We start from the raw sequence: 20031 nt of genomic DNA, 5'->3' as shown, positions 1-20031 counted from the left end.
GATTTTATTCAAAGGATAGGCAATGCAAGTGCATTCTCCATATAACTTTTACTTTAATTCTGCAAATACAGCAAATACCGCCACTTTAGCCACGCAGGAAAAGAATGAAAAATCCATAAAGCAAGATAATGTAAAGACAAAAGAGAATCTGTATGAATTTATTAAGGAATATTCCAACATTCAAAACCTTGATTCAAGCCTAATTATAGGCAATGACAAACTCCACAAAGGAATGATGGAATATCAAGAAAGTATTAAAAATCAAGCAAAAAATACTCCGATTTCTAGTCAAGATGAATTTCAAGCAAATCTAGATTTTCTGTTTAATCAAATGGAAAATATTTTATTGCAAGGCTTTAATGAAAATATGAATGACAAAGAGTTTCAAAATCTCTTGTCAGGCTATATGATGACAAATAGAGTAGTTTCAAAACAATCCTATGAGGATTCCACACAAGACGCCTTACAGGCTTTATCGCGACTAAAAAATGGGAACAAGTCCGACGACTTTAAACAAAAATTATCAGACTATATGACAAACTCTAATGCCCTCGCAACCTCCATTAGCGGCTTTTTCTATCAGGCGGAATATTTTAATAAGATTCCACAAAACCAAAAAAATACTATTCAAAATGCTTTAGAAAAAGTCGCATCTTATTTATTTAATCAAGGTGGAGCTTTGGATAATAAATCTTTCAAGCTAGGAGATGCGACTATCTCTTGGAATGGGGACGATTTGCCTTTTAAGGATTATTATAAAGGGGAAGTTCAAATTGTTTTTACAAAAAGTGCTTCCTTTGCCTCCACCTTTGATTCCTCACAAACTTTCTTTGAAGTCTTAGAGCAAAGAGATAAACTAGAAAAAGAAAATCAAGAATTAAAAACCAAACAAGCTTATAATGCTTATGGAATCCCTCAAAATACCTTTGCTAAAACCGATTCCACAGATTCCATAATGCAAACTCTGCTTAAGGAATCTAAAGTAGGGTAAAGGGGTTTAGGATTTATTTGAAAATTACTAATCCCCCAAAAGTCCTTTGGTAAAAGCGCAGAGTTTTTCAGAAATTTCTCCCTCCTCTTTGCATACTTTGTCAATAAAACGCACAAAGGCACTTCCGACAATCGCAATTTGCACAACCCCGCGCAGAGCGTCAATTTGTTCTTTGTTTTGGATTCCAAACCCTAGCGCAATGGGCTTTTTACAATGCTTTTTCACAAGCTCAATATAGCGCATTAAGGATTCATCAATCTGCGTAGTGTCCCCTGTGATTCCATTGCGTGCGACGACATAGATAAAAGCCCCACTGATACAACTCAATCTCTCCATTCTCTTTGGCTTAGTTAAAGGTGCAATCAGCGCGATATTTTCTAATCCCAACTTTTTAGCTTTTTTAAACAATTTTTCATCATTATCTAGCGACAAATCTGGCACAATCAGCCCATAAACTCCGCGTTCTTTTGCCTTTTGCAAAAATTTTTGGATTCCATAACAAAACAAGATATTTCCATAAGTCATAATGAGCAGTTTCGTTGGCAGTTGGTTTTGCTGAAGTTTTTGTTGGAGTTGCGTGATAAATTCAAACCCTAAATCAGTGTTGAATCCACTTTGAAGCGCTACTTCACAAGCATTAGCAATCGCGATTCCATCGGCGTTTGGGTCAGAGAATGGAAACTGCACCTCTAAGTATTCCGCCCCGCCTTGCGCGATTCCAAGTGCCGCTTTGAGACTTGCTTCAAAGCTTGGAAACCCCGCAACAATATGCCCCATTAATGCAATTTTTTTCATTCTTTACTTCCTTTTGTGCTTTTGGATTCCGCACTTTGCATTTCTTGAATCTCTTGTTGCAAAAATTCCGCCCAACGCTCTTTTTGCAAGGCTTTTGCGGTGATGAAAATATCTTTGTCGCCTCTACCAGAAATATTGACAAGGATTTTTTTGTTTTTGACTTCCTTAGCAATTTTTAATGCCCCTGCTAATGCGTGGCTAGATTCTAGTGCGGCGAGAACCCCCTCATTTTTAGCAAAGAATCTCAAAGCTTCTAGTGCTTCGCTATCTAGTGCGCTTAAGAATTCCACACGCCCGATTTCCTTTAAATGCGCGAGTTGAGGACCAATCCCAGCATAATCAAGCCCTGCCGAGATAGAGTAGGTTTCTAGTAGATTGCCATATTCATCGCTTAGAAAATAGCTTTTATAGCCTTGAGCAATACAAAGATTTGCATTTTCATTGCCCATACGCGCGGCATTCTTGCCTATTTCTTTGCTCAAGCCCCCCGCTTCTACGCCGATGAGGCGCACCTTACTTTTAAGATAATGGCTAAAGAATCCCATAGAATTGCTTCCTCCGCCCACACAAGCAATCATTATATCTGGATTACCTTTGAAAAATGCCTTTGTCTGCGATTTTAGCTCCTTGCTAATAATACTTTGAAACTCACGCACAATGTCGGGATAAGGATAAGGACCAAGTGTGCTTCCAAGCACATAAAAGGTGTTTTTGCTCTCTTTGCTCCATTCTCTTAAGGCTTCATTGACGGCGTCTTTAAGCGTTTGGCTTCCGCTCTCTACGCTCCTAACCTTTGCGCCTAGTAGTTCCATATTAAATACATTGGGAAATTGTCGCTTAATATCCCGTGCGCCCATAAAAACAACGCATTCCATTCCTAGTTTCGCACAAGCCGCCGCCGTGGCTAATCCGTGCTGTCCTGCTCCTGTTTCGGCAATAATGCGTGTTTTGCCCATTTTTTTGGCAAGCAAAACTTGTCCAATTGCGTTGTTAATCTTATGCGCTCCTGTGTTTGCCAAGCCCTCAAACTTTAGATAAATTTCATTGTGCAGAAGTTTGCTAATATTTTTCGCATAAATTAATGGCGTGGGACGCCCGATGAAATCCCTATATAATGAGGATAATTCTTGTTTAAAATCACGGGATTTTAAAATTACTTTGTAACCTTTCTCCAACTCTTTTAACGCAGAGTGTAGAATCTCTGGCATATATTGTCCGCCAAATGCGTGGAAACCGCCTTCATTCTCGCCAAAAAATCCTTGTTTGGATTCTAAAAACATTTTGTGTTTCATTGCGCGTCTTTGTGTGAATTTAAAGGCGACATTCTAACAAAGATTTAAAAAATTTTGCTTTAAATTTTGATGTATCCCAATGCAGAATCGCAAGAATGCAAGAGAGTAGGGATTTAGCTACTACAAGCCCTCTAAGCGCAAATTGCTAATGCGTTTAAATCCCTCTAAAACCTCAAAAACCTCTTTAGATTCTATGATTTGCTTTGCCCTAAAGAATCCCTCTTTTAGCGATTCCACTTGCTCACACACGCACAAAGCCGCCCCGAGATTTAGCGCGACTAAATCAAGCTTAGGCGATGGCAAGGCGTTAAAAATATCCTTTGTGATTCTTAGATTCTCCTGCGCGTCCCCGCCACATAGCATAGAATAACTAGCAAAATTCAATCCAACTTCTATTGGATTAAAAATATAAGTCTTAATCGCCCCATTGCGCAACTCCGTGATTTGTGTCGGCGCACAGAGCGAGATTTCATCAAGTCCATCTAGTCCGCTAACTACCATTGCGCGTTTAATCCCTAGAATGCTTAAAGCTCTCGCCATAATCTCTGTGTAAGATTTATCAAACACACCAATTAGCTGGTGCGTAATGGGTGCGGGATTGCTTAGAGGACCGATGAGATTAAAAGCAGTCTTAAAGCCTAAGCTCCCACGAGCTGGTGCGGCGAAGCGCATAGCAGAATGGAATCTCTGCGCAAAGAGGAAGGTAAGATTTAGCTCCTCATAAGCCTTTTTTGCATTTTGTAGCTCCATATTTGGATTAATTCCAAGTGTGCTTAGCAAGTCCGCCGAGCCACTCTTAGAAGTAATGGCGCGATTTCCGTGCTTGATGATTCCAAGATTCGCCCTCTTAGCAAGTGTGGCAAGAAGCAGGGCGCAAGTCGTGGAGACATTAAAGGTTTTCGCACTACTTCCCCCTGTGCCTACCATATCAAACAAAATGCGATTCTTATCCCCAACCTCAAAGCGCACTGCCTTTTGCTTCAGCACCGAGGCGAATCCTGCGAGTTCGTATTCATCTACGCCCTTAATTTCAAGGCTTGTAAGAATGCTACCAATTTGCGCATCACTCAAATTCCCCTCTGTGAGTTCGTCCATTAGATTATAGCTTTCTTGAAAGTTCAGCGATTCTAATTTTAAGCATTTTTTAAGATAGTCTTTAATCGGAATTGGCTCACGCGCATAATGCAGGAAGTTTTGGAGCATTTTAACACCCTCTTTCGTGCCGATAGATTCCGGGTGAAACTGCAATCCTATCAAATGGTATTGCTTATGTTCCACCGCCATAACTTCGCCATCTTCGCTCACTCCGCTAATAATAAAGCATTCTGGAATCTCGTCCCTTTTGCCCACAAGCGAATGGTAACGCGCAATAGGAGTGTTTGGACTAATATGGCGAAAGATTCCTTTTTGATTATGTTTTAGCGGCTCTACCTTGCCGTGAATAATATTTTTCGCATTTTTGATTTCCACACCAAAAGCCGCTAAAATCGCCTGATGTCCTAGACAAATCCCCAAAATTGGATAGATTCCCTTAAATTTCTGCACGATTTGGATGTTTAATATGGAATCCTTAGGCGTTTTGGGTCCTGGTCCTAGCACGATATAGCTTGGATTTAGCGACTCTATCTCCTCTAGGTTAGTTTTGTCGTGGCGCAAGACTTTAATCGGATAACCAAGAGTGCTAAAGGCTTGGTAAATATTATAGGTAAAAGAATCGTAATTATCAATCAGTAAAATCACTTCTCACCCCCTAAAATCGCTTCCACTAAGGAGCGCATTTTGTTTCTCGTCTCCTCATATTCTGCGTCCTCTGATGAATCCATCACGATTCCGCCTCCTGCTTGAAGATAATATATGCCTTTTTGATAAACTGCCGTGCGAATGGCTATCGCAAAGTCCATATCGCCATTTTTGGCAAAATAACCAATCGCGCCTGCGTAAATTGCGCGTTTATGCGTTTCTTGGGATTCTATGGTTTGAATGGCTTGAATCTTTGGCGCACCGCTCACCGTCCCGGCAGGGAATGCTGCATAAAGTGCGTCTTTTTTTCTATGCGTCGTCAAATCCATTTCACCTTGCACTTCAGAGACTAGGTGCATTACTCTTGCGTATTTTTCAATCACCTTTTCTTTTGTTACGCACACACTTCCCGCCTTTGCCACTTTGCCCACATCGTTGCGTCCCAAATCTAGCAACATTAAATGCTCGGCATTTTCTTTCTCATTTGCCTTTAATTCCTCCTCTAGCTTGGAATCTTCTAGGGCATTCTTGCCTCTAGCACGTGTCCCGGCGATTGGGCGAATCGTAACTTGTGCAGAATTTAGCGCAGTCTCTTTCACGCGCACAAGCACTTCAGGCGAACTTCCGATAATCTCAAAATCCCCGAAGTTGAAATAATACATATAAGGGCTTGGATTTGCAATGCGTAGATTCATATAGGCTTGTAAAGGTGGTAGAGTGCTTGTAATCTCCAAACTTTGGCTTGGCACACATTGGAGTAAATTACCCTTATAAATTTCTTTTTTTATTGTTTGCACCATTTTTATATAATAAGATTTCTTATCTTTAGAAGTAATGGCGGAATGATACTTTTGCGTAGGTTTATCCGACAAACTCAAATGCTCTAATGTAGATACTAACTCCTGCATTCTTTTTTGAGTATCTTGCGGTTTGGATTCTCCCTTAAAACTTACACAAAGAATATAAAGTGATTCATAAAAATGGTCAAAGATGACAAAATCTCGCCCGAAAATAAAGGCATTTTCGCTCACTTCATAGAGTGTTGGATTATTAAATTCTACCTCCTCAATCTCGCTAAAAAACTCATATCCCAAATACCCAACGCCTCCTAATGGCAAATGCAGGGATTCTATCTCTGTGCTAGGGATATTCTCCGAATCTAGCTCTGGCGTTAATGTGGCAAAAGCCTCTAAGAAATCTAAAAATTTAGGATTCTGTGGCAGAGTGAAGCTGCCGATTTGTTTAATTTTGCCTAAATCGTGCTTCTTTAAATTTTGCCCACTAGAATCCTCACACAAAAAGACTTTGCCCCGCTCTTTTATGATTCTAAAAGCTTCTTTAAGCACAAGAATAGAAAACCGCCCCTTGCCGGTATCCAAAAACGCAGATTCAAGTAAAATAGGCGCATTCATTGCCTCGCAAACCATTAGAGGCGTGAGCTTGGAGGCAGAGATTTTTTGAATGCTAAAACTCGGGGCTGCTCCTTGATTTTTGGGATTTTTTAGAAACTCAAACATAACACTTCTTTATTGATTAAGGATTTTGCTCGGATTCTACAATATTAACATTAAAAAATTAATATAATCTCAAGAATTAATCTAGCAAAAAGATAAAAAATTAAAGACAATGGATTAAGAAATGCTTTTTGTTTAAAATTCCGCATATCTTATTTTAAAGAGCTAAAATGACAAGAAAATTTTTAAATCTTGCATTAGCTAATGTTTGGACTGGCGTTGAAGGCTATGGCGGACATAGCTATGATAGTGTAAATTTGCAGGAAACAACGCAACACAATTATCATCTGAAGGAGTGGATTTAAATGGAGATAATATCGTAGATGGTTTTTATTAATTATTGGGATATTTCAAAACCTACCAACACAAGTGGAACGCTTGAATTTAAATCTATTTCTATGTAGAGAATCAAGAATCGCAAAAATCTGGTTTTGCAAATTTTAGTGATTTTTTAAGGCAAGTTGGCGTGGATTTTTATAGTGAAGAGTGACAAACGATGTTCGTAGCACAACTTGTCTCTGCGATTCAACAATGTGCAAAAGAAAACAATATGGACATTCTTAAAGTGAATTGGCAGAGGGCAAATGTAAGTTGGAATCAAAGTTTTGTGAGTGCTTCTAGTAGTGAGCAAAAAGAAATGTTAGAAAATGTGCTAGGAGTTTTGGAATCTGAAAGCGCGATTCAAAAAGGCTTGTATATGGGAGAGACAGAAAGCCCAGCCATTGACATTTTAAGCGAGATTCTGTATCATAGATTGCTTTATCTACACACAAATTCATTAAAAGGATTATAATGCAACCTAACGCAATGCCAACGATTTTAAAAGAGATTTTAGATAAAAAGCAAAAGGTTGCTTTGCGCTCTTGTGAGCGCACAACTCCGCTAAATGCGCCAAATCTTGATTCTACTTTTATGATTGCAGAGATTAAAAGGGCAAGTCCAAGTGCGGGAAATATTGGTGTGATTCCAAATCCTAGCGCACTTGCAAAAGAGTATTTGCAAGGGGGAGCGGGAGCAATTTCTGTGCTGTGTGAGAATGATTATTTCAAGGGGGATTTAGAGGATTTAAAGGAAGTTAAACTTGCAAATCCTAATGCCTGTGTCTTGCGAAAAGATTTTGTTACGCAATTAGGGCAAATCAAGGAAGCTTACGATTTTGGCGCGGATATGGTGTTGCTGATTGCTGCGGTTTTTATTGGAAAAAACAACCCCTATGGTGGGTTTTTGCAGCTACGCGCACTTTATGAAAAATGTTTGGAGTTGGGTTTAACGCCTTTGGTGGAAGTGCATAATGCGCTAGAGGTGGATTTTATCACCCCTTTGGGAGCAAAACTTATTGGGATTAATTCGCGCAATCTGCATACTTTTGTGATTGATAGAATCCAAGCCTATTGCCTCTTAAACCAAATCCAGGCAAAAAATCCGCAAAGCAAGGTGATTTTTGAATCCTCCTTACTTTGCAATTTTGATGGGTTTATTGTGGGAAATTTAGGGTTTAATGGAATCTTATGTGGGAGTTATTTGGTAAAAAATCATAAACCCAAGCTTGCTTTAGAGAAATTAAAAAGAGCGATAGAATGTGGAAAAAACTCTCCCAATGCCTTTTATCAAAATGTCTTTAGATTGCTAAATTCGCCTTTAGGATTCTTAAAAATTTGCGGAATCACAAACACACAAGACGCGCTGATGTGTGCAGAGGCTTTGCAAGAATTAAAGCCTTTTTATGCAAAGGATAAAATTGCTGCTTTAGGATTTATCATAGAGCCAAAATCTCCAAGATATATCGCAATAGAGTATATCAGAGAAATCGCAAGAGAGTTGGAGAGATTTTCTAATATTCTTAAAATCATTGTGCTAAAAGACGATGAAAACCAAATGCAAACCGCGATAGAGTTGTATCAAGAGGGCGTAGTTGATGCGCTACAACTCCATAGTGTTAAAGATTCTTGTTTTGGTGGGGTGGAGTTAAGGGAGGCGGATTTCGCCTTTTATGAGGTTTGGAATGTGGAGTGTGCAGAGGATTTGGGTAAGTTTATCAGCCCTTTTGTGCTGTTGGATTCTAAAAGTGCATTGGGTGGGGGCAGTGGGAAAGGGATTGATTTAGATGTTTTGGAATCTTTAAAGGCAAGAGTGCAAACTCTATGTGTCGCTGGTGGCGTAGGTGTGGATAATGTGGAATCCTTAAGGCAGATTGGCGCAAAAATGCTAGATATTAATTCTAGCATAGAATCAAAAGTCGGCAAAAAGGATTCTGTGAAATTGCAAAAACTCCTTGCAATTCTAAAAAAGCGAGGTGAAATGTGCGTTTAAATGGGCTTTTTATAGGGAAAATTGCAAGATATTCTTGTGGTAAAACTTCTTTTTTGAGTGCGATGAAAGGGCGTGAGGTGGAATCGCTAGAAATTACCCATCAAGGGATTGTAGGAAATGAAATCGCCGATACAATCCATCACGGAGGGGCAAACAAGGCTGTTTTCGCTTACGATGTGGAATCGTATGCGCAGTGGCGCAAGTGTTTAGGCTTGAAGATTCCTTATGGAGGAATGGGCGAGAATCTTTTGCTAGAGGAGGTAAAGGCGGGGGATTTATGCGTGGGGGATAGGCTTTGTTTTGAGAATGGAGTAATATTAGAGATTTCTATGCCGCGTGTGCAGTGCTTTAAGATTCCGAGTTTGTATCCAAGCCCACAGGACAAAAACGCGTTAGCAAAATTTCTTTTTGAAACAGGTTGTGTTGGGTTTTATTTGCGCGTGATACAAGGCGGCAGGATTCAAAAGGATTCTGCTATTTGTTTAGAATCCGCTCAAGATTCCACAACTCTGCAATGTGCGCACCAAACCTACAAAAATCCAAGTAAAGAATCCCTCCAAGCCTTATTAGCCAATCCAAAACTAGCGCAAGAGTTTAAAAGAAATGTAGAATTGCGCTTGAGGACTAGGGAGTCTAGTTTGCTAGATTGGCAACTTAGTCGAAGCTAAGTTTGATAGAACAAGGATTTTTGCTTGACTTTCATCGAATTGTATAAATAAAATGATTGTAGTTTTACCCTAAAAAATACCGAATAGAGGCAAAATTTTGGATTTTTGTTGTGGCGATTTCTTGGAGTTGTGCTTGTGTGATGATTCCACCTAGTGCAAAAAGTTCTGCTTTTAGATTTTTAGGTTCAATGCTGTTTAAAAAATCAATGCCCAGAGGAGTGCCTTTATTTGGGGTTTTAAAGATTGGGCTAATCGTGATTCCATTTGCACCTTGTTTATCGGCTTCTTGGATTTCTTGAAGTGAATGTGCGCTGAAAAATACTAGGGGCAGCTTTTCTCGCGCAGCTTTGATTTGTCGTATTTGCGTGCCATTGCAATGCACCCCATCAAAGCCGAACTCAAGAGCTAAGTCTAGGTTGGAGTTAAGGAGGCTTGAGATTCCATAAGAGCGGTTGAGGTTTAAAAAAACTTCCATTAGTGCAGGGCTAAAATGTGATTCCTTGTCGCGATAGGCAGCAAAATCAATAGAATGTTTTTGAAGGATTCTAATATAAAAGTCGTGAAATTCTGAAGGAGTTTTGGGGTAAAGCGTAGGTTCGGTGATGAGGTAAGCCTTAATGGGCTTCCTCACTTACCAAAACGGCACCTGCTAAGAATACATAAGTCAGAATCATAAAGATGAAAGCTTGCAAAAATGCCATAAAAGTTAGCAGCAAATACGCTGGAAGTGGTGCAACCCAAGGAGCAAGCATTAACATTACAAGTAAGAACATATCATCTCCCTTGATATTTCCAAAGAGACGAAAAGAGAGAGAGACTAATCTTGAGCAGTGAGAGATGATTTCAATAGGGAACATCAGTGGGGCTAATGGTTTAATAGGACCAGCAAAATGCGCAAAATATTTTACGATTCCAAAGGTGCGGATTCCTTCAAAGTTATAAAATACAAATACAACAAGTGCGAGTGTAAGCGTAAAGCTAAGGCTAGAGGAGGGTGCTTCAAATCCCGGAATGATTCCGATGAGGTTAGCCAAACATACAAAAAGTGCGATTGTTGCAGTAAGAGGCAAATATTTGCGTGCTTTCTCCTCGCCAATCACATCTTTTGCCATAAAAATAACCCCACCCAAAAATGCTTCAAAGATATTTTGCATTGTGCCGGGTACAACTTGTAGTTTTGAAGTAGCAAGTTTAGCTAAAATAATTGCAATAATTGCGACTAAAATTGTATGAGATGCGATAATAAAATCGTGGTCGTGGCTAACCAATCCTAGAAAAGTAAATAATCTTCCGTCCATAACTAATACTCCTTTAAAAGTGAATAATTATGCCAAAAATAAATTTAATAGAAAATTAACCTTTTTTGAGAATGAGGGTTTTGAGCAAAATATCGTGCAATGCTTTTTTGTCTCTGCGCCACAAAGGCATAAAGATTCCTACGATACTGACGCCAGAGAGAAGAAAAGCAAAGAATCGCAAAAGAGCAAAAGCAAATGTTACATTTTTTCCATTTTCTCTGACAATCCATAGATTATAAGCCTTTTTGCCCGGTGTTTGTCCTTTGAATGCCAAAAGCAAGGCGACAAGGATTCCATAAATCAAAACTCCGCTAAAGGGAGCCCAAGTGGAATCACGGAATCCTTGCGCACTGCCGACGACAACATAAGTTAAAAAATATAAAAGCGGCAAGTAAATCATAAAAGTATCAATCACTTGTGCTTTGCCTCTCTCCCAAAAATTGGCGATTTGCAAAGAGTCAGACGAGTTTTGTTCTAATTCTTGTATGAGCCGATGAGGTAAGGCATTGGTCGGTGGGAGAGCGGAATTTGCCTTATGTTTGGCTTGTGTTGGAGGTTTTGGATTTTGTTTGACTTTTCTCCAACGCATTTTTTATCCTTAGGATTCTTAATTGCCCCGACTTCCGGGTTTAATCGCTACCTTTCCTTGTCGGCATAAAGGGCAATCTTGCGCTTCAAAGGTTTCAAAAATAAAATCCTCTAATGCAAAAAGTGGCAAACTAGGATTGAGTTTGCATTCTTTGGCTTCAAATTGATGAGAGCTTTGGTAGCGATTGCAAATCCCGCGATTTGCCAAGGCAGCATATCCTACGACTTGTGCGCCAAGTTTTTCTACGACTTGTGCAGATTCCCTAGCCGAACCACCCGTGGTGATAATGTCTTCACACACAAGAATTTTCTCGTTTGGCTTGATTTCAAATCCCCGCCTTAAAGTCATTATGCCATTCACGCGTTCTGTGAAAATAAAACGCACTCTAAGCGCGCGCGCAAGCTCGTAGCCTGCTAGGATTCCACCAAGTGCGGGAGAGCATACGCAATCCACCTTGATTTTAGAATCTTGAATGATTTTTGCTAAAGCCACACCTAATTCTTCAGCCGTTTTTGGATTTTCTAGTACCTTTGCAGATTGCAAATAAAAGGGAGAATGTCTCCCGCTACTAAGCAAAAAATGCCCTTCTAAAAGCGCACCAGCGTTTTTGTAGATTTGTGTAATATTCATTAGAGATTCCTTACTTTAAGGCTAGATTTTGAGCAATTCCTCTTCTTTGTGTTTGACTAGTTCGTCAATCTTTTTTACTGCCTCATCGGTGAATTTTTGAATTTCCTCTTGCCCTCTTTTAGCCTCATCTTCGCTGATAGCTTTGTCTTTTTCTAGTTTTTTGACTTTGTCGTTAGAATCTTTGCGAATATTCCGAATTGCTACTTTTGCTTTTTCGCCAATGTTTTTCGCCTCTTTCGCGATTTCCTTGCGCTGTTCGCTTGTCATTGGAGGAAAAAAGAGCTTGATAGTTTCGCCATCATTGTTTGGATTGACACCGATGTTTGCTTCTTGAATCGTGCGTTCAATGTCTTTGAGCAAGTTTTTCTCCCAAGGAGTGATGACAATTGTGCTTGCATCTTGTGCAATGACAGAACCTACTTGATTAAGCGGAGTGGGTGTATCGTAATAATCAATGCGAATAGAATCTAAAATCGCAATAGAAACTTTACCACTACGTAAAGTGCTAAATTCTTTTTTCATTGCCTCAATGCTTTTATTCATTGTTTCTTTTGTATGTGTGTAGATTTCTTGTAATTCCATTAGGATTCCTTTAGTTGGATTCTGTATTATTGGGTGCAAGAGGTGCTAAGGGGGCAGCAGGTGCGTTATTGGGCGTAGAATCCTGCGGCAAAACAGGGGTTGGAATCGTTACTTTATCTACAATAGAGCTTTTAGAATCTTGCACATAAAGATAACTTAATGCAATCGTATTGATGACAAATAACAAACCAAGTCCAAAGGTTACTTTTGCTAAAAATCCTGCTGGTCCTTTAGCCCCAAATAAACTTTCGTTGCTGCCACTATATGCGCCAAGACCAATACTTGAACTTTTTTGTAATAAAACAATCGTTGTAATTAAGATTGCAAATACAAACTGCAATACTAATAAAATCCCTGTCATAGTTTTCCTTAATATTCTATTTTAATCTCAAAAAAACTCCGCGCATTTTAGCGCACTTTATCTAATAGCTTGCTAAAGTTAGCAAATCGTTTTGTTTGTAATCAACTCACGCATAGACAAGTAACTATTGAGCGCACCAAGATAAGCTCTCGCAGTTGCTTGCATTGTGTCTAAGTGCAATCCGTGTCCAATTACAGCGGGTTTTTCAGGGTCAAATTCTACTTTCACAACAACTTTGGCTAAAGCATCTTTTCCCTCACTTACTGCTTCTACTTTGTAGTCTTTTAAGACGCCTTTGTATCCGCTGATTCTATCAATCGTTTTTAGAATCGCATCTACACTTCCATTGCCAATAGCCGCATCTATTCTTGTTTCCCTGTCTTTTTGGATAGAAATTGCCGCGTGAGGCACGCCACTAGAGCAACTGCTAATCTGCAAACCTAAAAGCTCAAAGACTTGAGGAATCTTTGTTGTTTCCTCTGTCATAATGGAGCGAATATCCTCATCATAGACTTCTTTTTTCCTATCACATAGGACTTTGAATCTTTCAAAGGCTTTATCCAAATCATCTTGTGAAATTTCCCCAAATCCCATACTTTCCAACTTGTCTTTGAAAGCGGCGCGCCCGCTATGTTTGCCAAGAACTAAGCCATTGTTTTCCGGGATTCCAATATCACTAGCACGCATAATCTCATAGGTTTCACGATGTTTTAGCATACCATCTTGGTGGATTCCACTTTCGTGGGCAAATGCGTTTTTTCCAACGATTGCTTTATTAGGTTGTGGGCGGATTCCTGTAATATCAGAGACAAGTTTGCTACAAGCATAAATCTCTTTGGTGTTAATACGCGTATCCAATCCATTAAAAATATCTTGGCGCGTTTTTAGAATCATAACAACTTCTTCTAGTGCAGTATTTCCTGCGCGTTCTCCTAGTCCATTAATCGTGCATTCAAGCTGTCTTGCTCCATTTTGAATTCCAGCAAGTGAGTTTGCCACCGCAAGCCCCAAGTCATTGTGGCAATGCACAGAGAGAATCACGGAATCTCCGACAAATGCTTTAATCTCTTGAATCATTGCGCCCAATTCTTGTGGCAATCTATAACCCACCGTATCGGGTAAATTGAGTGTTTTTGCTCCCGCTTCAATGACTGCAGCAGCAATTTCTTTTAAGAATCCCCTATCGCTTCTGCTTGCATCTTCGCAGCTAAATTCTACATCTTCACATAGGCTTTTGGCTAAACTCACTGCTTCTACCGCGCGTTTAATCACTTCATTGGGTTGCATTTTGAGTTTAAATTCCATATGGATTGGGCTTGTAGCGATGAAAGTATGAATTCTTTTAAGTTTGGCTTTTTCTAATGCTTTTGCTGCACTTTCAATGTCTTTTGGCACAGCTCTTGCAAGAGAACAAATCGTGCTATTGCAAATTGCTTCCGAGATTCTGCTAATCGCTTCAAAATCTCCCGGACTTGCCGCTGCAAAACCTGCTTCAATAATATCCACGCCTAAACGTTCCAACGCCAAAGCAAGTTTGATTTTTTCCTCTGTATTCATAGAAGCGCCGGGACTTTGCTCACCATCTCTTAAGGTTGTATCAAAAATTTTAATTCTTTCCATTTTTATCCTTTGTTATTTGAAATCTTTTTATAAAAAACCAAAATTCCCAGTGGCGAGAGCATTGAAATGGTTAAAAGATTTTTTGTGTGGCTATAATAAGTATAAAATCGCATACGCATTTTATTCCTTTGGTTCTCTATAAAAATGCTTAACGCAAAGATAATAACCTGCTCGCATAGGACCAAAGCAAACATAAAGACTAATTAAAATAACGATTGTAAAAATAGGATAAATAAATAAAATCGCTAAAATAATCATCAAAAGCACAATAACTTTACCAAAACTAATTTTTTCAAAACTTACTTTTTTGAAACTTGGATAGCGCACATTGCTCACCATTAGAAAAGCTACAATCAAGCTTGCAATCATCAAAGGAAGCAAAAAGATATTTTCAGAATCTTGTGGATATTGTTTGAGAAATTCCATTTCAAAAAGTAGCCAACTCACTACAAAAACTGCTGCTGAAGGAATCGGAAGCCCAATAAATACATTAGGTTCATTGCTGCTTGTTGCTACATTAAAGCGCGCTAGACGAATTGCACCAAAGACGACATACAATCCCGCAACCATAACCCCAAATTTACCATAATGGAAGCCACCATAGAAAAATAAAATCATTGCGGGGGCTACACCAAAGGCAACCACATCAGCCAAAGAATCAAATTCTACACCAAATTTGCTTGTTGTGCCCGTAAGTCGCGCGACTCGCCCGTCTAATCCATCAAAAATGAGGCTAACGAGCACGAGCCAGCACGCAAGCTCAAAGCGTCCAATAAAGGCATAAGAAACCGCTAAGATTCCAATATAAATGCTAACACCCGTGAAGAGATTGGGTAAAATATACAATGGGTCAATTTTCATTTTTTAGTGTTCCTAATCCTGCTGTTGCTCGTCCTTGGAATCGTAGGCGTCTTGGATTTTCTTTAAATCTCTTTCGCTTTGTGTGGATTGGACTTTGCCAAGCAATGTTTTGCCACCCAAAATTTTATCGTGAATATTTACTCTAAGCTCGGAGTTTAGAGGAATCTTTAGGGTTGCGTTCCCATTAAGGAAAAATCCTATGCGTTCGCCAAGTCTAAAATTGGAATCCCAAAGATATAAAGAGGTTTGTGCGAAATATTTTGGATAAAGCGTAAGATAAAGTGTTGAAGTAGGGGTTTTGTCAGTTTCACGATGAAAAGCAAGGGTAATGCGCTCTCCTGTAATTTCATCACCATTCTTTAAACCTTTGATATGTTCAATCTCTAAAGCCTCACCGCATTTACCGAGATTCGCCAAAGGCATTCTAAGCATACCACAGAAGCAGATAGGTTTGCTGATTTGCAAATAAATGCCATCGGATTTATTTTCTATATTTTTAATCACGCCATCAAGAGGGGACAAAAGAGAATCACTCGCATTATCTTCCATAATGCGTTCGGTGTTTCTATAAAAATACATTAAACACAAAGTTACAAGAAGACAAAGGAATGCAAAGATTTTCCAACCAAACAACCCGCTAAGCAATAATAAAAGTAGCCCTACACCAATAGGTTTCCAGCCTTCTTTTGCAATCATTTCCGTGGTTGTTTTCATTGAATCTCCTTATATTTCTTCTTTTTCTTCTGCGACGATTCTACTTTCTAAATTGTGTGCTTTTTCGTATTCGCTGATGATTTCACGCACTTTTTGTCCATCAATATTTTCTTTCTCAAAAAGCTCTTTGACGATATTTTCAATCGCCTCTTTATAGATTTCTAGGGATTCTTTTACTGCGTTGAAACGCTCGTTTAAGAGGGTTTTAATGTATTCGTCCATTTTTTGAGCCATTTCCTCGCTATATTCTCTGCTGCTTCCCAAGCCACCATTTAAGAAAACATTGCGTTGTTTTTCAAGCACCATAAGCCCCGCTACATCTGTCATTCCGTAGTAGCTCACCATTGCTTTGATAATATCCGTAGCACGTTCTAAGTCGTTGCTTGCTCCTGTTGAGATTTCGCCTAAAAACACGGATTCTGCCGCTCTACCTCCTAGTAGCACATCTACTTCTGCCAATAACTCATGCTTTTGCATAAGGTATTTGTTCTCTTCTGGCGTATTTAATGTATAGCCCAATGCGGCAAGTCCGCGTGGAATAATAGAAACTTTTGTTACCTTTTTTGCACCTTTGGTGATTTCCGCAATGAGTGCGTGCCCACTTTCGTGGTAAGCTACGATTTTTTTCTCTTTAGGTGAGATTCTGCGCGATTTTTTCTCTAATCCTGCAATACCGCGTTCTACCGCTTCTAAAAAGTCGCTCTGTTCCACTTCTTTTTTGTTTCCTCTTCCTGCAAGTAGTGCAGCTTCATTGACTATATTTGCCAAATCTGCCCCTGCAAGTCCAGCAGTGAGTTTTGCTACTTCAAACAAATCCACATTTCTTGAGAGTTTGATATTTTTAATATGTACTTTTAGAATCTCAACTCGTCCTTCAAAGTCCGGTTTATCCACCAAAACTTGTCTGTCAAATCTGCCCGGGCGTAGAAGCGCAGGGTCTAGCACTTCGGGTCGGTTAGTGGCTGCTAGAACGATAACTGGCGATGCATCGGAATTAAATCCGTCCATTTCGGCTAAAAGCTGATTTAGGGTTTGTTCTCTCTCATCGTTGCCGCTTATCATACCGCCTGCTGCACGACTTTTGCCAATCGCATCAATTTCATCAATAAAAATAATGCTTGGTGCTTCTTTTTTGGCATTTTCAAACAAATCTCGGACACGACTTGCCCCTACACCTACAAACATTTCAATAAAGCTACTTCCGCTGACAGAAAAAAACGGCACGCTTGCTTCGCCCGCTACGGCTTTGGCTAATAAAGTCTTACCGGTTCCGGGAGGTCCTACAAGTAGAACACCTTTAGGAATCTTAGCTCCTAATGCTGCGTAACGTTCGGGATTCTTTAGAAAATCTACGATTTCAACTACTTCATCTTTTGCCTCTGCGTTGCCTGCCATATCCTCAAACTTGACATTCGGTTTTTCTGCATTGACAAGTTTTTTAGAGCTCCCAATACCCAAAATTCCATTTCCCATATTTTTTTGCATTCTGCTTGCCAAAAACATCCAAATTGCAAAGAAAATGAACACAGGTAAAACCCAACCAAAAAGCATATCACTTAGCCAATTATTTTCGTTGTAGCCTGTGTATTCTACGCCTTTTTCATCTAGCAAAGGGATTAATGTGCTATCTGGATTAACTCGTTGAGCATTGTAGGCAATTTTGTTTCCTCCATTTTCCGCTGTTGCTTTGATGTTGGTTTGTCCAATTGCGACAAAATCTACTTCTTTGTTTTCAATCAGTTTTTTGAGTTCATAATAATTAATCGTTTTTGTTGTAGTTGCTCCGCTTAATTTGCTAATCTCTCCACTTGCTGGCGATAGCATACGAAAGATAACGATTGCGATGATTGCAAACAGAACAAACATTAAAAGCGGATTTTGATTAAAAAAATTATTCGGCTTTTTGTCCTGTGGATTTGGATTATTATTAGGTTTTTGCATATTTATCCTTTGTTTTGTAAGACTAGAGTTGCCCATTCGTTGTTAATTTTTTGGGAAACTATTTTAAAATTTTTGAATTTATTAAGAACCTTTGGTATATATTGTTCTAAAATACCAGATAGAATCAAATATCCCTTTTGCTTCACATAAGATTCTAAAGGTAGTGCGACAATGACATCTGTGAGAATATTTGCAAGGATAATGTCAAATTTTCCTTTTTGAGTTGGAATCGTGTGAAGCGAACCTAAAAAGACTTTATCTAAGAGGACATTATTTTTTACCATATTGTCTTTTGTTGCCTCAATCGCAAGCTCATCTGTGTCGCATGCCCATACTTTTGCGCCATTTTTTTTAGCACAAATGCTTAGGATTCCGCTTCCGCACCCGACATCTAAGATAGTCTTGTCTTTGAGTGCGTTTGACCAATTCTTGCTATTTTCTTTCTCTTTATTTCGAAGTTCTATTTCTTGGAATGTGTGCTCTAGGTTTTCTAATGCTTCCAAACAACCAAAAGTGCTTTCGTGATGCCCGCTTCCAAAAGCAAGTGCGGGGTCAATAATGACATTGATTTTGTTTTTTTTTCCCTCAAACCACGAAGGGTGAATATAATACTTGCCACATTCTATGGGTGTAATGGATTTACGATAAGAAGCAATCCAATCTTGATTTTTCAAAGTTTCTTCGGAAAATTCTAAATTGATAGAATCCGACATTATCGTTTCTAATTCTTTAGCATACGCAATTAATTGTAATTTTATCGGCTTGATGTCAGCCTCTGTGCGGACAATGAATCCTTGTTCAATCTCTTCAATTGCCTCACCTGTTATTTCTAGTGCTTTGTCTTGCAATAACCATAAAAAATTATCCGCTTTAACGCTTAGACAATTGTAGTAGGATTCCATAATTAATCATTTACGCCTAAAACAACTTCTAATTTTTCTTTTAAGACTTGTGGAGTGAAAGGTTTAACAATATAGTTATTTACTCCTGCTTTTAGCGCAGTGATGACTTCTGCTTTACCACCTTCAGTAGTAACCATAATGATTGGAATATCTTTGAAACGTTCATCTGCACGCACTTTTTTTACCAAATCTAATCCATTCATTTCGGGCATATTCCAGTCGGTAATAAGCACTTTGGTATCGGGATTGGCATTCATTTTATCCCAGCCCTCTACACCATTTTCGCCCTCTAAAATGTCTTCATAGCCAAGTCTTGCTAAGGTATTCTTGATAATTCTTCGCATAGTTGAACTATCATCTACAACAACCATTTTCATGCTAACTCCTTATAAAATAAAACTTCTTTTTTAAAAATTTGAAAAATAACAATAACTTGATATAATAGCATAATTTCGCATAAAGCGAACATAAAATTTCAAATAAATCAAGAATCTAAAATGACAAACTTAATATTTATTGAAATTTTTCAAAGGCTTTTTGTAAATCAATTTTACCTTCATAAAATGCTTTGCCCACAATTACGCCACCAATCTCCGCCTCTCTTAGTGCCTCAAAATCTTCTTGACAAGATAGCCCGCCACTTGCAATAGTGAAAATTTGGCTCTTGTCTTGAATTTTTTTTGTAAATTCCAAGTTGATTCCATCTAGCATTCCATCATGTGCAATATCGGTGCAAATGATTGCTTGAACCTTGCTTCCTTTAAAAAGTTCTGCAAATTCCCACGCTAAAGTGTCTGCGCCCTTAGCCCAACCCTCTGTGGCAATTTTGTTATCTTTCGCGTCAATTCCAATGACAATGGGATATTTTTCTGCCATTTCCAATGCAAAGTTTGGATTTTTTAGTGCAATAGAACCCAAAATGACGCGTGAGATTCCTAAATCCAAGTAAGCTTTAATCGTCTCTTCCTCGCGGATTCCACCACCTACTTCAATTTTAAGCTTAGAATTTTTGCAGATTTTTTCAATCACGGCACGATTCTTTGGAGTGCCAGCGAATGCGCCATTTAAATCTACAATATGCAAATATTCTGCTCCCAAAGTTTCAAAATGTTTTGCAAGCTCGGTAGGCTCTTTTGCATAGATTTTTGCACTTTCCATTAAACCTTGCTTTAAACGCACGGCACAGCCTTCTTTTAAATCAATTGCGGGAATAATTTGCATAC

Annotated in this window: 22 protein-coding genes; 5 read left to right on the top strand and 17 right to left on the bottom strand. The window is 39.0% G+C overall.

The window, feature by feature from the left end:
- Positions 1 to 22 precede the first annotated feature (22 nt).
- Positions 23 to 991 carry a hypothetical protein gene (locus CQA43_RS04130; RefSeq protein WP_115551349.1) on the top strand — a complete coding sequence of 323 codons (969 nt, stop codon included), beginning with the start codon at positions 23 to 25 and terminating at the stop codon, positions 989 to 991.
- Between the two features lie 27 nt (positions 992 to 1018).
- On the opposite strand, the gene trpA is transcribed toward CQA43_RS04130, so the two are convergent.
- From trpA to CQA43_RS04110, 4 genes are all read right to left on the bottom strand, one after another.
- Positions 1019 to 1786 carry a tryptophan synthase subunit alpha gene (gene trpA / locus CQA43_RS04125; protein ID WP_115551348.1) on the bottom strand — a complete coding sequence of 256 codons (768 nt, stop codon included), beginning with the start codon at positions 1784 to 1786 and terminating at the stop codon, positions 1019 to 1021.
- Complete coding sequence (trpB, locus tag CQA43_RS04120; RefSeq protein ID WP_115551347.1) at positions 1783 to 3078, bottom strand: tryptophan synthase subunit beta; 1296 nt, start codon at positions 3076 to 3078, stop codon at positions 1783 to 1785. The genes trpA and trpB overlap by 4 nt, the downstream gene beginning before the upstream one ends.
- Before the next feature lie 120 nt (positions 3079 to 3198).
- A complete protein-coding gene (locus CQA43_RS04115) occupies positions 3199 to 4818 on the bottom strand; it encodes a bifunctional anthranilate synthase component II/anthranilate phosphoribosyltransferase (protein WP_115551346.1) in 1620 nt (539 codons plus the stop codon).
- Complete coding sequence (locus tag CQA43_RS04110; RefSeq protein WP_115551345.1) at positions 4815 to 6335, bottom strand: anthranilate synthase component I family protein; 1521 nt, start codon at positions 6333 to 6335, stop codon at positions 4815 to 4817. Before CQA43_RS04110 ends, CQA43_RS04115 begins: the two co-directional genes overlap by 4 nt.
- A gap of 167 nt (positions 6336 to 6502) precedes the next feature.
- On the opposite strand from CQA43_RS04110, the gene CQA43_RS09875 reads away from it, so the two are divergent.
- The 4 genes from CQA43_RS09875 to CQA43_RS04095 all read left to right on the top strand — a co-directional run bounded on the left by CQA43_RS09875 (position 6503) and on the right by CQA43_RS04095 (position 9310).
- The gene (locus tag CQA43_RS09875; protein WP_281270100.1) at positions 6503 to 6637 is read left to right on the top strand and encodes a hypothetical protein; all 135 of its coding nucleotides are present in this window, start codon (positions 6503 to 6505) and stop codon (positions 6635 to 6637) included.
- 191 nt (positions 6638 to 6828) lie between these two features.
- Positions 6829 to 7125: a hypothetical protein gene (locus CQA43_RS04105; protein WP_115551344.1), complete on the top strand. Its 297-nt coding sequence runs from the start codon at positions 6829 to 6831 to the stop codon at positions 7123 to 7125.
- Positions 7125 to 8642 carry a bifunctional indole-3-glycerol phosphate synthase/phosphoribosylanthranilate isomerase gene (gene trpF / locus CQA43_RS04100; protein WP_245944209.1) on the top strand — a complete coding sequence of 506 codons (1518 nt, stop codon included), beginning with the start codon at positions 7125 to 7127 and terminating at the stop codon, positions 8640 to 8642. The genes CQA43_RS04105 and trpF overlap by 1 nt, the downstream gene beginning before the upstream one ends.
- Positions 8633 to 9310: an MOSC domain-containing protein gene (locus CQA43_RS04095; protein ID WP_115551343.1), complete on the top strand. Its 678-nt coding sequence runs from the start codon at positions 8633 to 8635 to the stop codon at positions 9308 to 9310. Before trpF ends, CQA43_RS04095 begins: the two co-directional genes overlap by 10 nt.
- Positions 9311 to 9374: 64 nt before the next feature.
- Here the strand turns inward: CQA43_RS04095 and CQA43_RS04090 are convergent, their stop codons facing one another.
- From CQA43_RS04090 to hisA, 13 genes are all read right to left on the bottom strand, one after another.
- Positions 9375 to 9941, bottom strand: a complete 567-nt coding sequence (locus CQA43_RS04090; protein ID WP_115551342.1) for a thiamine phosphate synthase — start codon at positions 9939 to 9941, stop codon at positions 9375 to 9377.
- The gene (locus tag CQA43_RS04085; protein WP_115551341.1) at positions 9925 to 10608 is read right to left on the bottom strand and encodes a F0F1 ATP synthase subunit A; all 684 of its coding nucleotides are present in this window, start codon (positions 10606 to 10608) and stop codon (positions 9925 to 9927) included. Before CQA43_RS04085 ends, CQA43_RS04090 begins: the two co-directional genes overlap by 17 nt.
- Before the next feature lie 55 nt (positions 10609 to 10663).
- The gene (locus CQA43_RS04080) at positions 10664 to 11197 is read right to left on the bottom strand and encodes an RDD family protein (RefSeq protein ID WP_115551340.1); all 534 of its coding nucleotides are present in this window, start codon (positions 11195 to 11197) and stop codon (positions 10664 to 10666) included.
- Positions 11198 to 11215: 18 nt separating this feature from the next.
- A complete protein-coding gene (gene pyrE, locus CQA43_RS04075; protein WP_115551339.1) occupies positions 11216 to 11827 on the bottom strand; it encodes an orotate phosphoribosyltransferase in 612 nt (203 codons plus the stop codon).
- A gap of 21 nt (positions 11828 to 11848) precedes the next feature.
- Positions 11849 to 12409, bottom strand: coding sequence for a ribosome recycling factor (frr, locus tag CQA43_RS04070; protein ID WP_115551338.1), 561 nt, complete (start codon positions 12407 to 12409; stop codon positions 11849 to 11851).
- 10 nt (positions 12410 to 12419) lie between these two features.
- Positions 12420 to 12770: a preprotein translocase subunit SecG gene (gene secG, locus CQA43_RS04065; RefSeq protein ID WP_115551337.1), complete on the bottom strand. Its 351-nt coding sequence runs from the start codon at positions 12768 to 12770 to the stop codon at positions 12420 to 12422.
- A gap of 78 nt (positions 12771 to 12848) precedes the next feature.
- The gene (locus CQA43_RS04060; protein WP_115551336.1) at positions 12849 to 14390 is read right to left on the bottom strand and encodes a 2-isopropylmalate synthase; all 1542 of its coding nucleotides are present in this window, start codon (positions 14388 to 14390) and stop codon (positions 12849 to 12851) included.
- A gap of 120 nt (positions 14391 to 14510) precedes the next feature.
- Positions 14511 to 15251 carry a CDP-diacylglycerol--serine O-phosphatidyltransferase gene (gene pssA, locus CQA43_RS04055; protein WP_115551335.1) on the bottom strand — a complete coding sequence of 247 codons (741 nt, stop codon included), beginning with the start codon at positions 15249 to 15251 and terminating at the stop codon, positions 14511 to 14513.
- A gap of 12 nt (positions 15252 to 15263) precedes the next feature.
- Positions 15264 to 15965 (bottom strand): phosphatidylserine decarboxylase, encoded by a 702-nt coding sequence (locus CQA43_RS04050; protein ID WP_181881619.1) that lies wholly within the window; start codon positions 15963 to 15965, stop codon positions 15264 to 15266.
- 9 nt (positions 15966 to 15974) lie between these two features.
- Positions 15975 to 17906: an ATP-dependent zinc metalloprotease FtsH gene (gene ftsH, locus CQA43_RS04045; RefSeq protein WP_115551334.1), complete on the bottom strand. Its 1932-nt coding sequence runs from the start codon at positions 17904 to 17906 to the stop codon at positions 15975 to 15977.
- Between the two features lie 2 nt (positions 17907 to 17908).
- Positions 17909 to 18808: a 50S ribosomal protein L11 methyltransferase gene (locus tag CQA43_RS04040; RefSeq protein WP_115551333.1), complete on the bottom strand. Its 900-nt coding sequence runs from the start codon at positions 18806 to 18808 to the stop codon at positions 17909 to 17911.
- A 2-nt stretch (positions 18809 to 18810) separates the two neighbouring features.
- A complete protein-coding gene (locus CQA43_RS04035) occupies positions 18811 to 19185 on the bottom strand; it encodes a chemotaxis response regulator CheY (RefSeq protein ID WP_115551332.1) in 375 nt (124 codons plus the stop codon).
- Positions 19186 to 19321: 136 nt separating this feature from the next.
- Entirely contained in the window at positions 19322 to 20029 is a 708-nt protein-coding gene (hisA, locus tag CQA43_RS04030) for a 1-(5-phosphoribosyl)-5-[(5-phosphoribosylamino)methylideneamino]imidazole-4-carboxamide isomerase (RefSeq protein ID WP_115551331.1), read from the bottom strand.
- Positions 20030 to 20031 lie beyond the last annotated feature (2 nt).

This window comes from Helicobacter ganmani (assembly GCF_003364315.1).
GTDB classification, from domain to species: domain Bacteria; phylum Campylobacterota; class Campylobacteria; order Campylobacterales; family Helicobacteraceae; genus Helicobacter_D; species Helicobacter_D ganmani.
This window is presented reverse-complemented; position numbering and strand designations above follow the sequence as displayed.

Coding starts and splice junctions, on each gene's coding strand:
- CQA43_RS04130 (WP_115551349.1), top strand. CDS start 23: ATGCAAGTGCATTCTCCATATAACTTTTACTTTAATTCTGCAAATACA.
- trpA (WP_115551348.1), bottom strand. CDS start 1,786: ATGAAAAAAATTGCATTAATGGGGCATATTGTTGCGGGGTTTCCAAGC.
- trpB (WP_115551347.1), bottom strand. CDS start 3,078: ATGAAACACAAAATGTTTTTAGAATCCAAACAAGGATTTTTTGGCGAG.
- CQA43_RS04110 (WP_115551345.1), bottom strand. CDS start 6,335: ATGTTTGAGTTTCTAAAAAATCCCAAAAATCAAGGAGCAGCCCCGAGT.
- CQA43_RS09875 (WP_281270100.1), top strand. CDS start 6,503: ATGACAAGAAAATTTTTAAATCTTGCATTAGCTAATGTTTGGACTGGC.
- CQA43_RS04105 (WP_115551344.1), top strand. CDS start 6,829: ATGTTCGTAGCACAACTTGTCTCTGCGATTCAACAATGTGCAAAAGAA.
- trpF (WP_245944209.1), top strand. CDS start 7,125: ATGCAACCTAACGCAATGCCAACGATTTTAAAAGAGATTTTAGATAAA.
- CQA43_RS04085 (WP_115551341.1), bottom strand. CDS start 10,608: ATGGACGGAAGATTATTTACTTTTCTAGGATTGGTTAGCCACGACCAC.
- CQA43_RS04080 (WP_115551340.1), bottom strand. CDS start 11,197: ATGCGTTGGAGAAAAGTCAAACAAAATCCAAAACCTCCAACACAAGCC.
- pyrE (WP_115551339.1), bottom strand. CDS start 11,827: ATGAATATTACACAAATCTACAAAAACGCTGGTGCGCTTTTAGAAGGG.
- frr (WP_115551338.1), bottom strand. CDS start 12,409: ATGGAATTACAAGAAATCTACACACATACAAAAGAAACAATGAATAAA.
- secG (WP_115551337.1), bottom strand. CDS start 12,770: ATGACAGGGATTTTATTAGTATTGCAGTTTGTATTTGCAATCTTAATT.
- CQA43_RS04060 (WP_115551336.1), bottom strand. CDS start 14,390: ATGGAAAGAATTAAAATTTTTGATACAACCTTAAGAGATGGTGAGCAA.
- pssA (WP_115551335.1), bottom strand. CDS start 15,251: ATGAAAATTGACCCATTGTATATTTTACCCAATCTCTTCACGGGTGTT.
- CQA43_RS04050 (WP_181881619.1), bottom strand. CDS start 15,965: ATGAAAACAACCACGGAAATGATTGCAAAAGAAGGCTGGAAACCTATT.
- ftsH (WP_115551334.1), bottom strand. CDS start 17,906: ATGCAAAAACCTAATAATAATCCAAATCCACAGGACAAAAAGCCGAAT.
- CQA43_RS04040 (WP_115551333.1), bottom strand. CDS start 18,808: ATGGAATCCTACTACAATTGTCTAAGCGTTAAAGCGGATAATTTTTTA.
- CQA43_RS04035 (WP_115551332.1), bottom strand. CDS start 19,185: ATGAAAATGGTTGTTGTAGATGATAGTTCAACTATGCGAAGAATTATC.
- hisA (WP_115551331.1), bottom strand. CDS start 20,029: ATGCAAATTATTCCCGCAATTGATTTAAAAGAAGGCTGTGCCGTGCGT.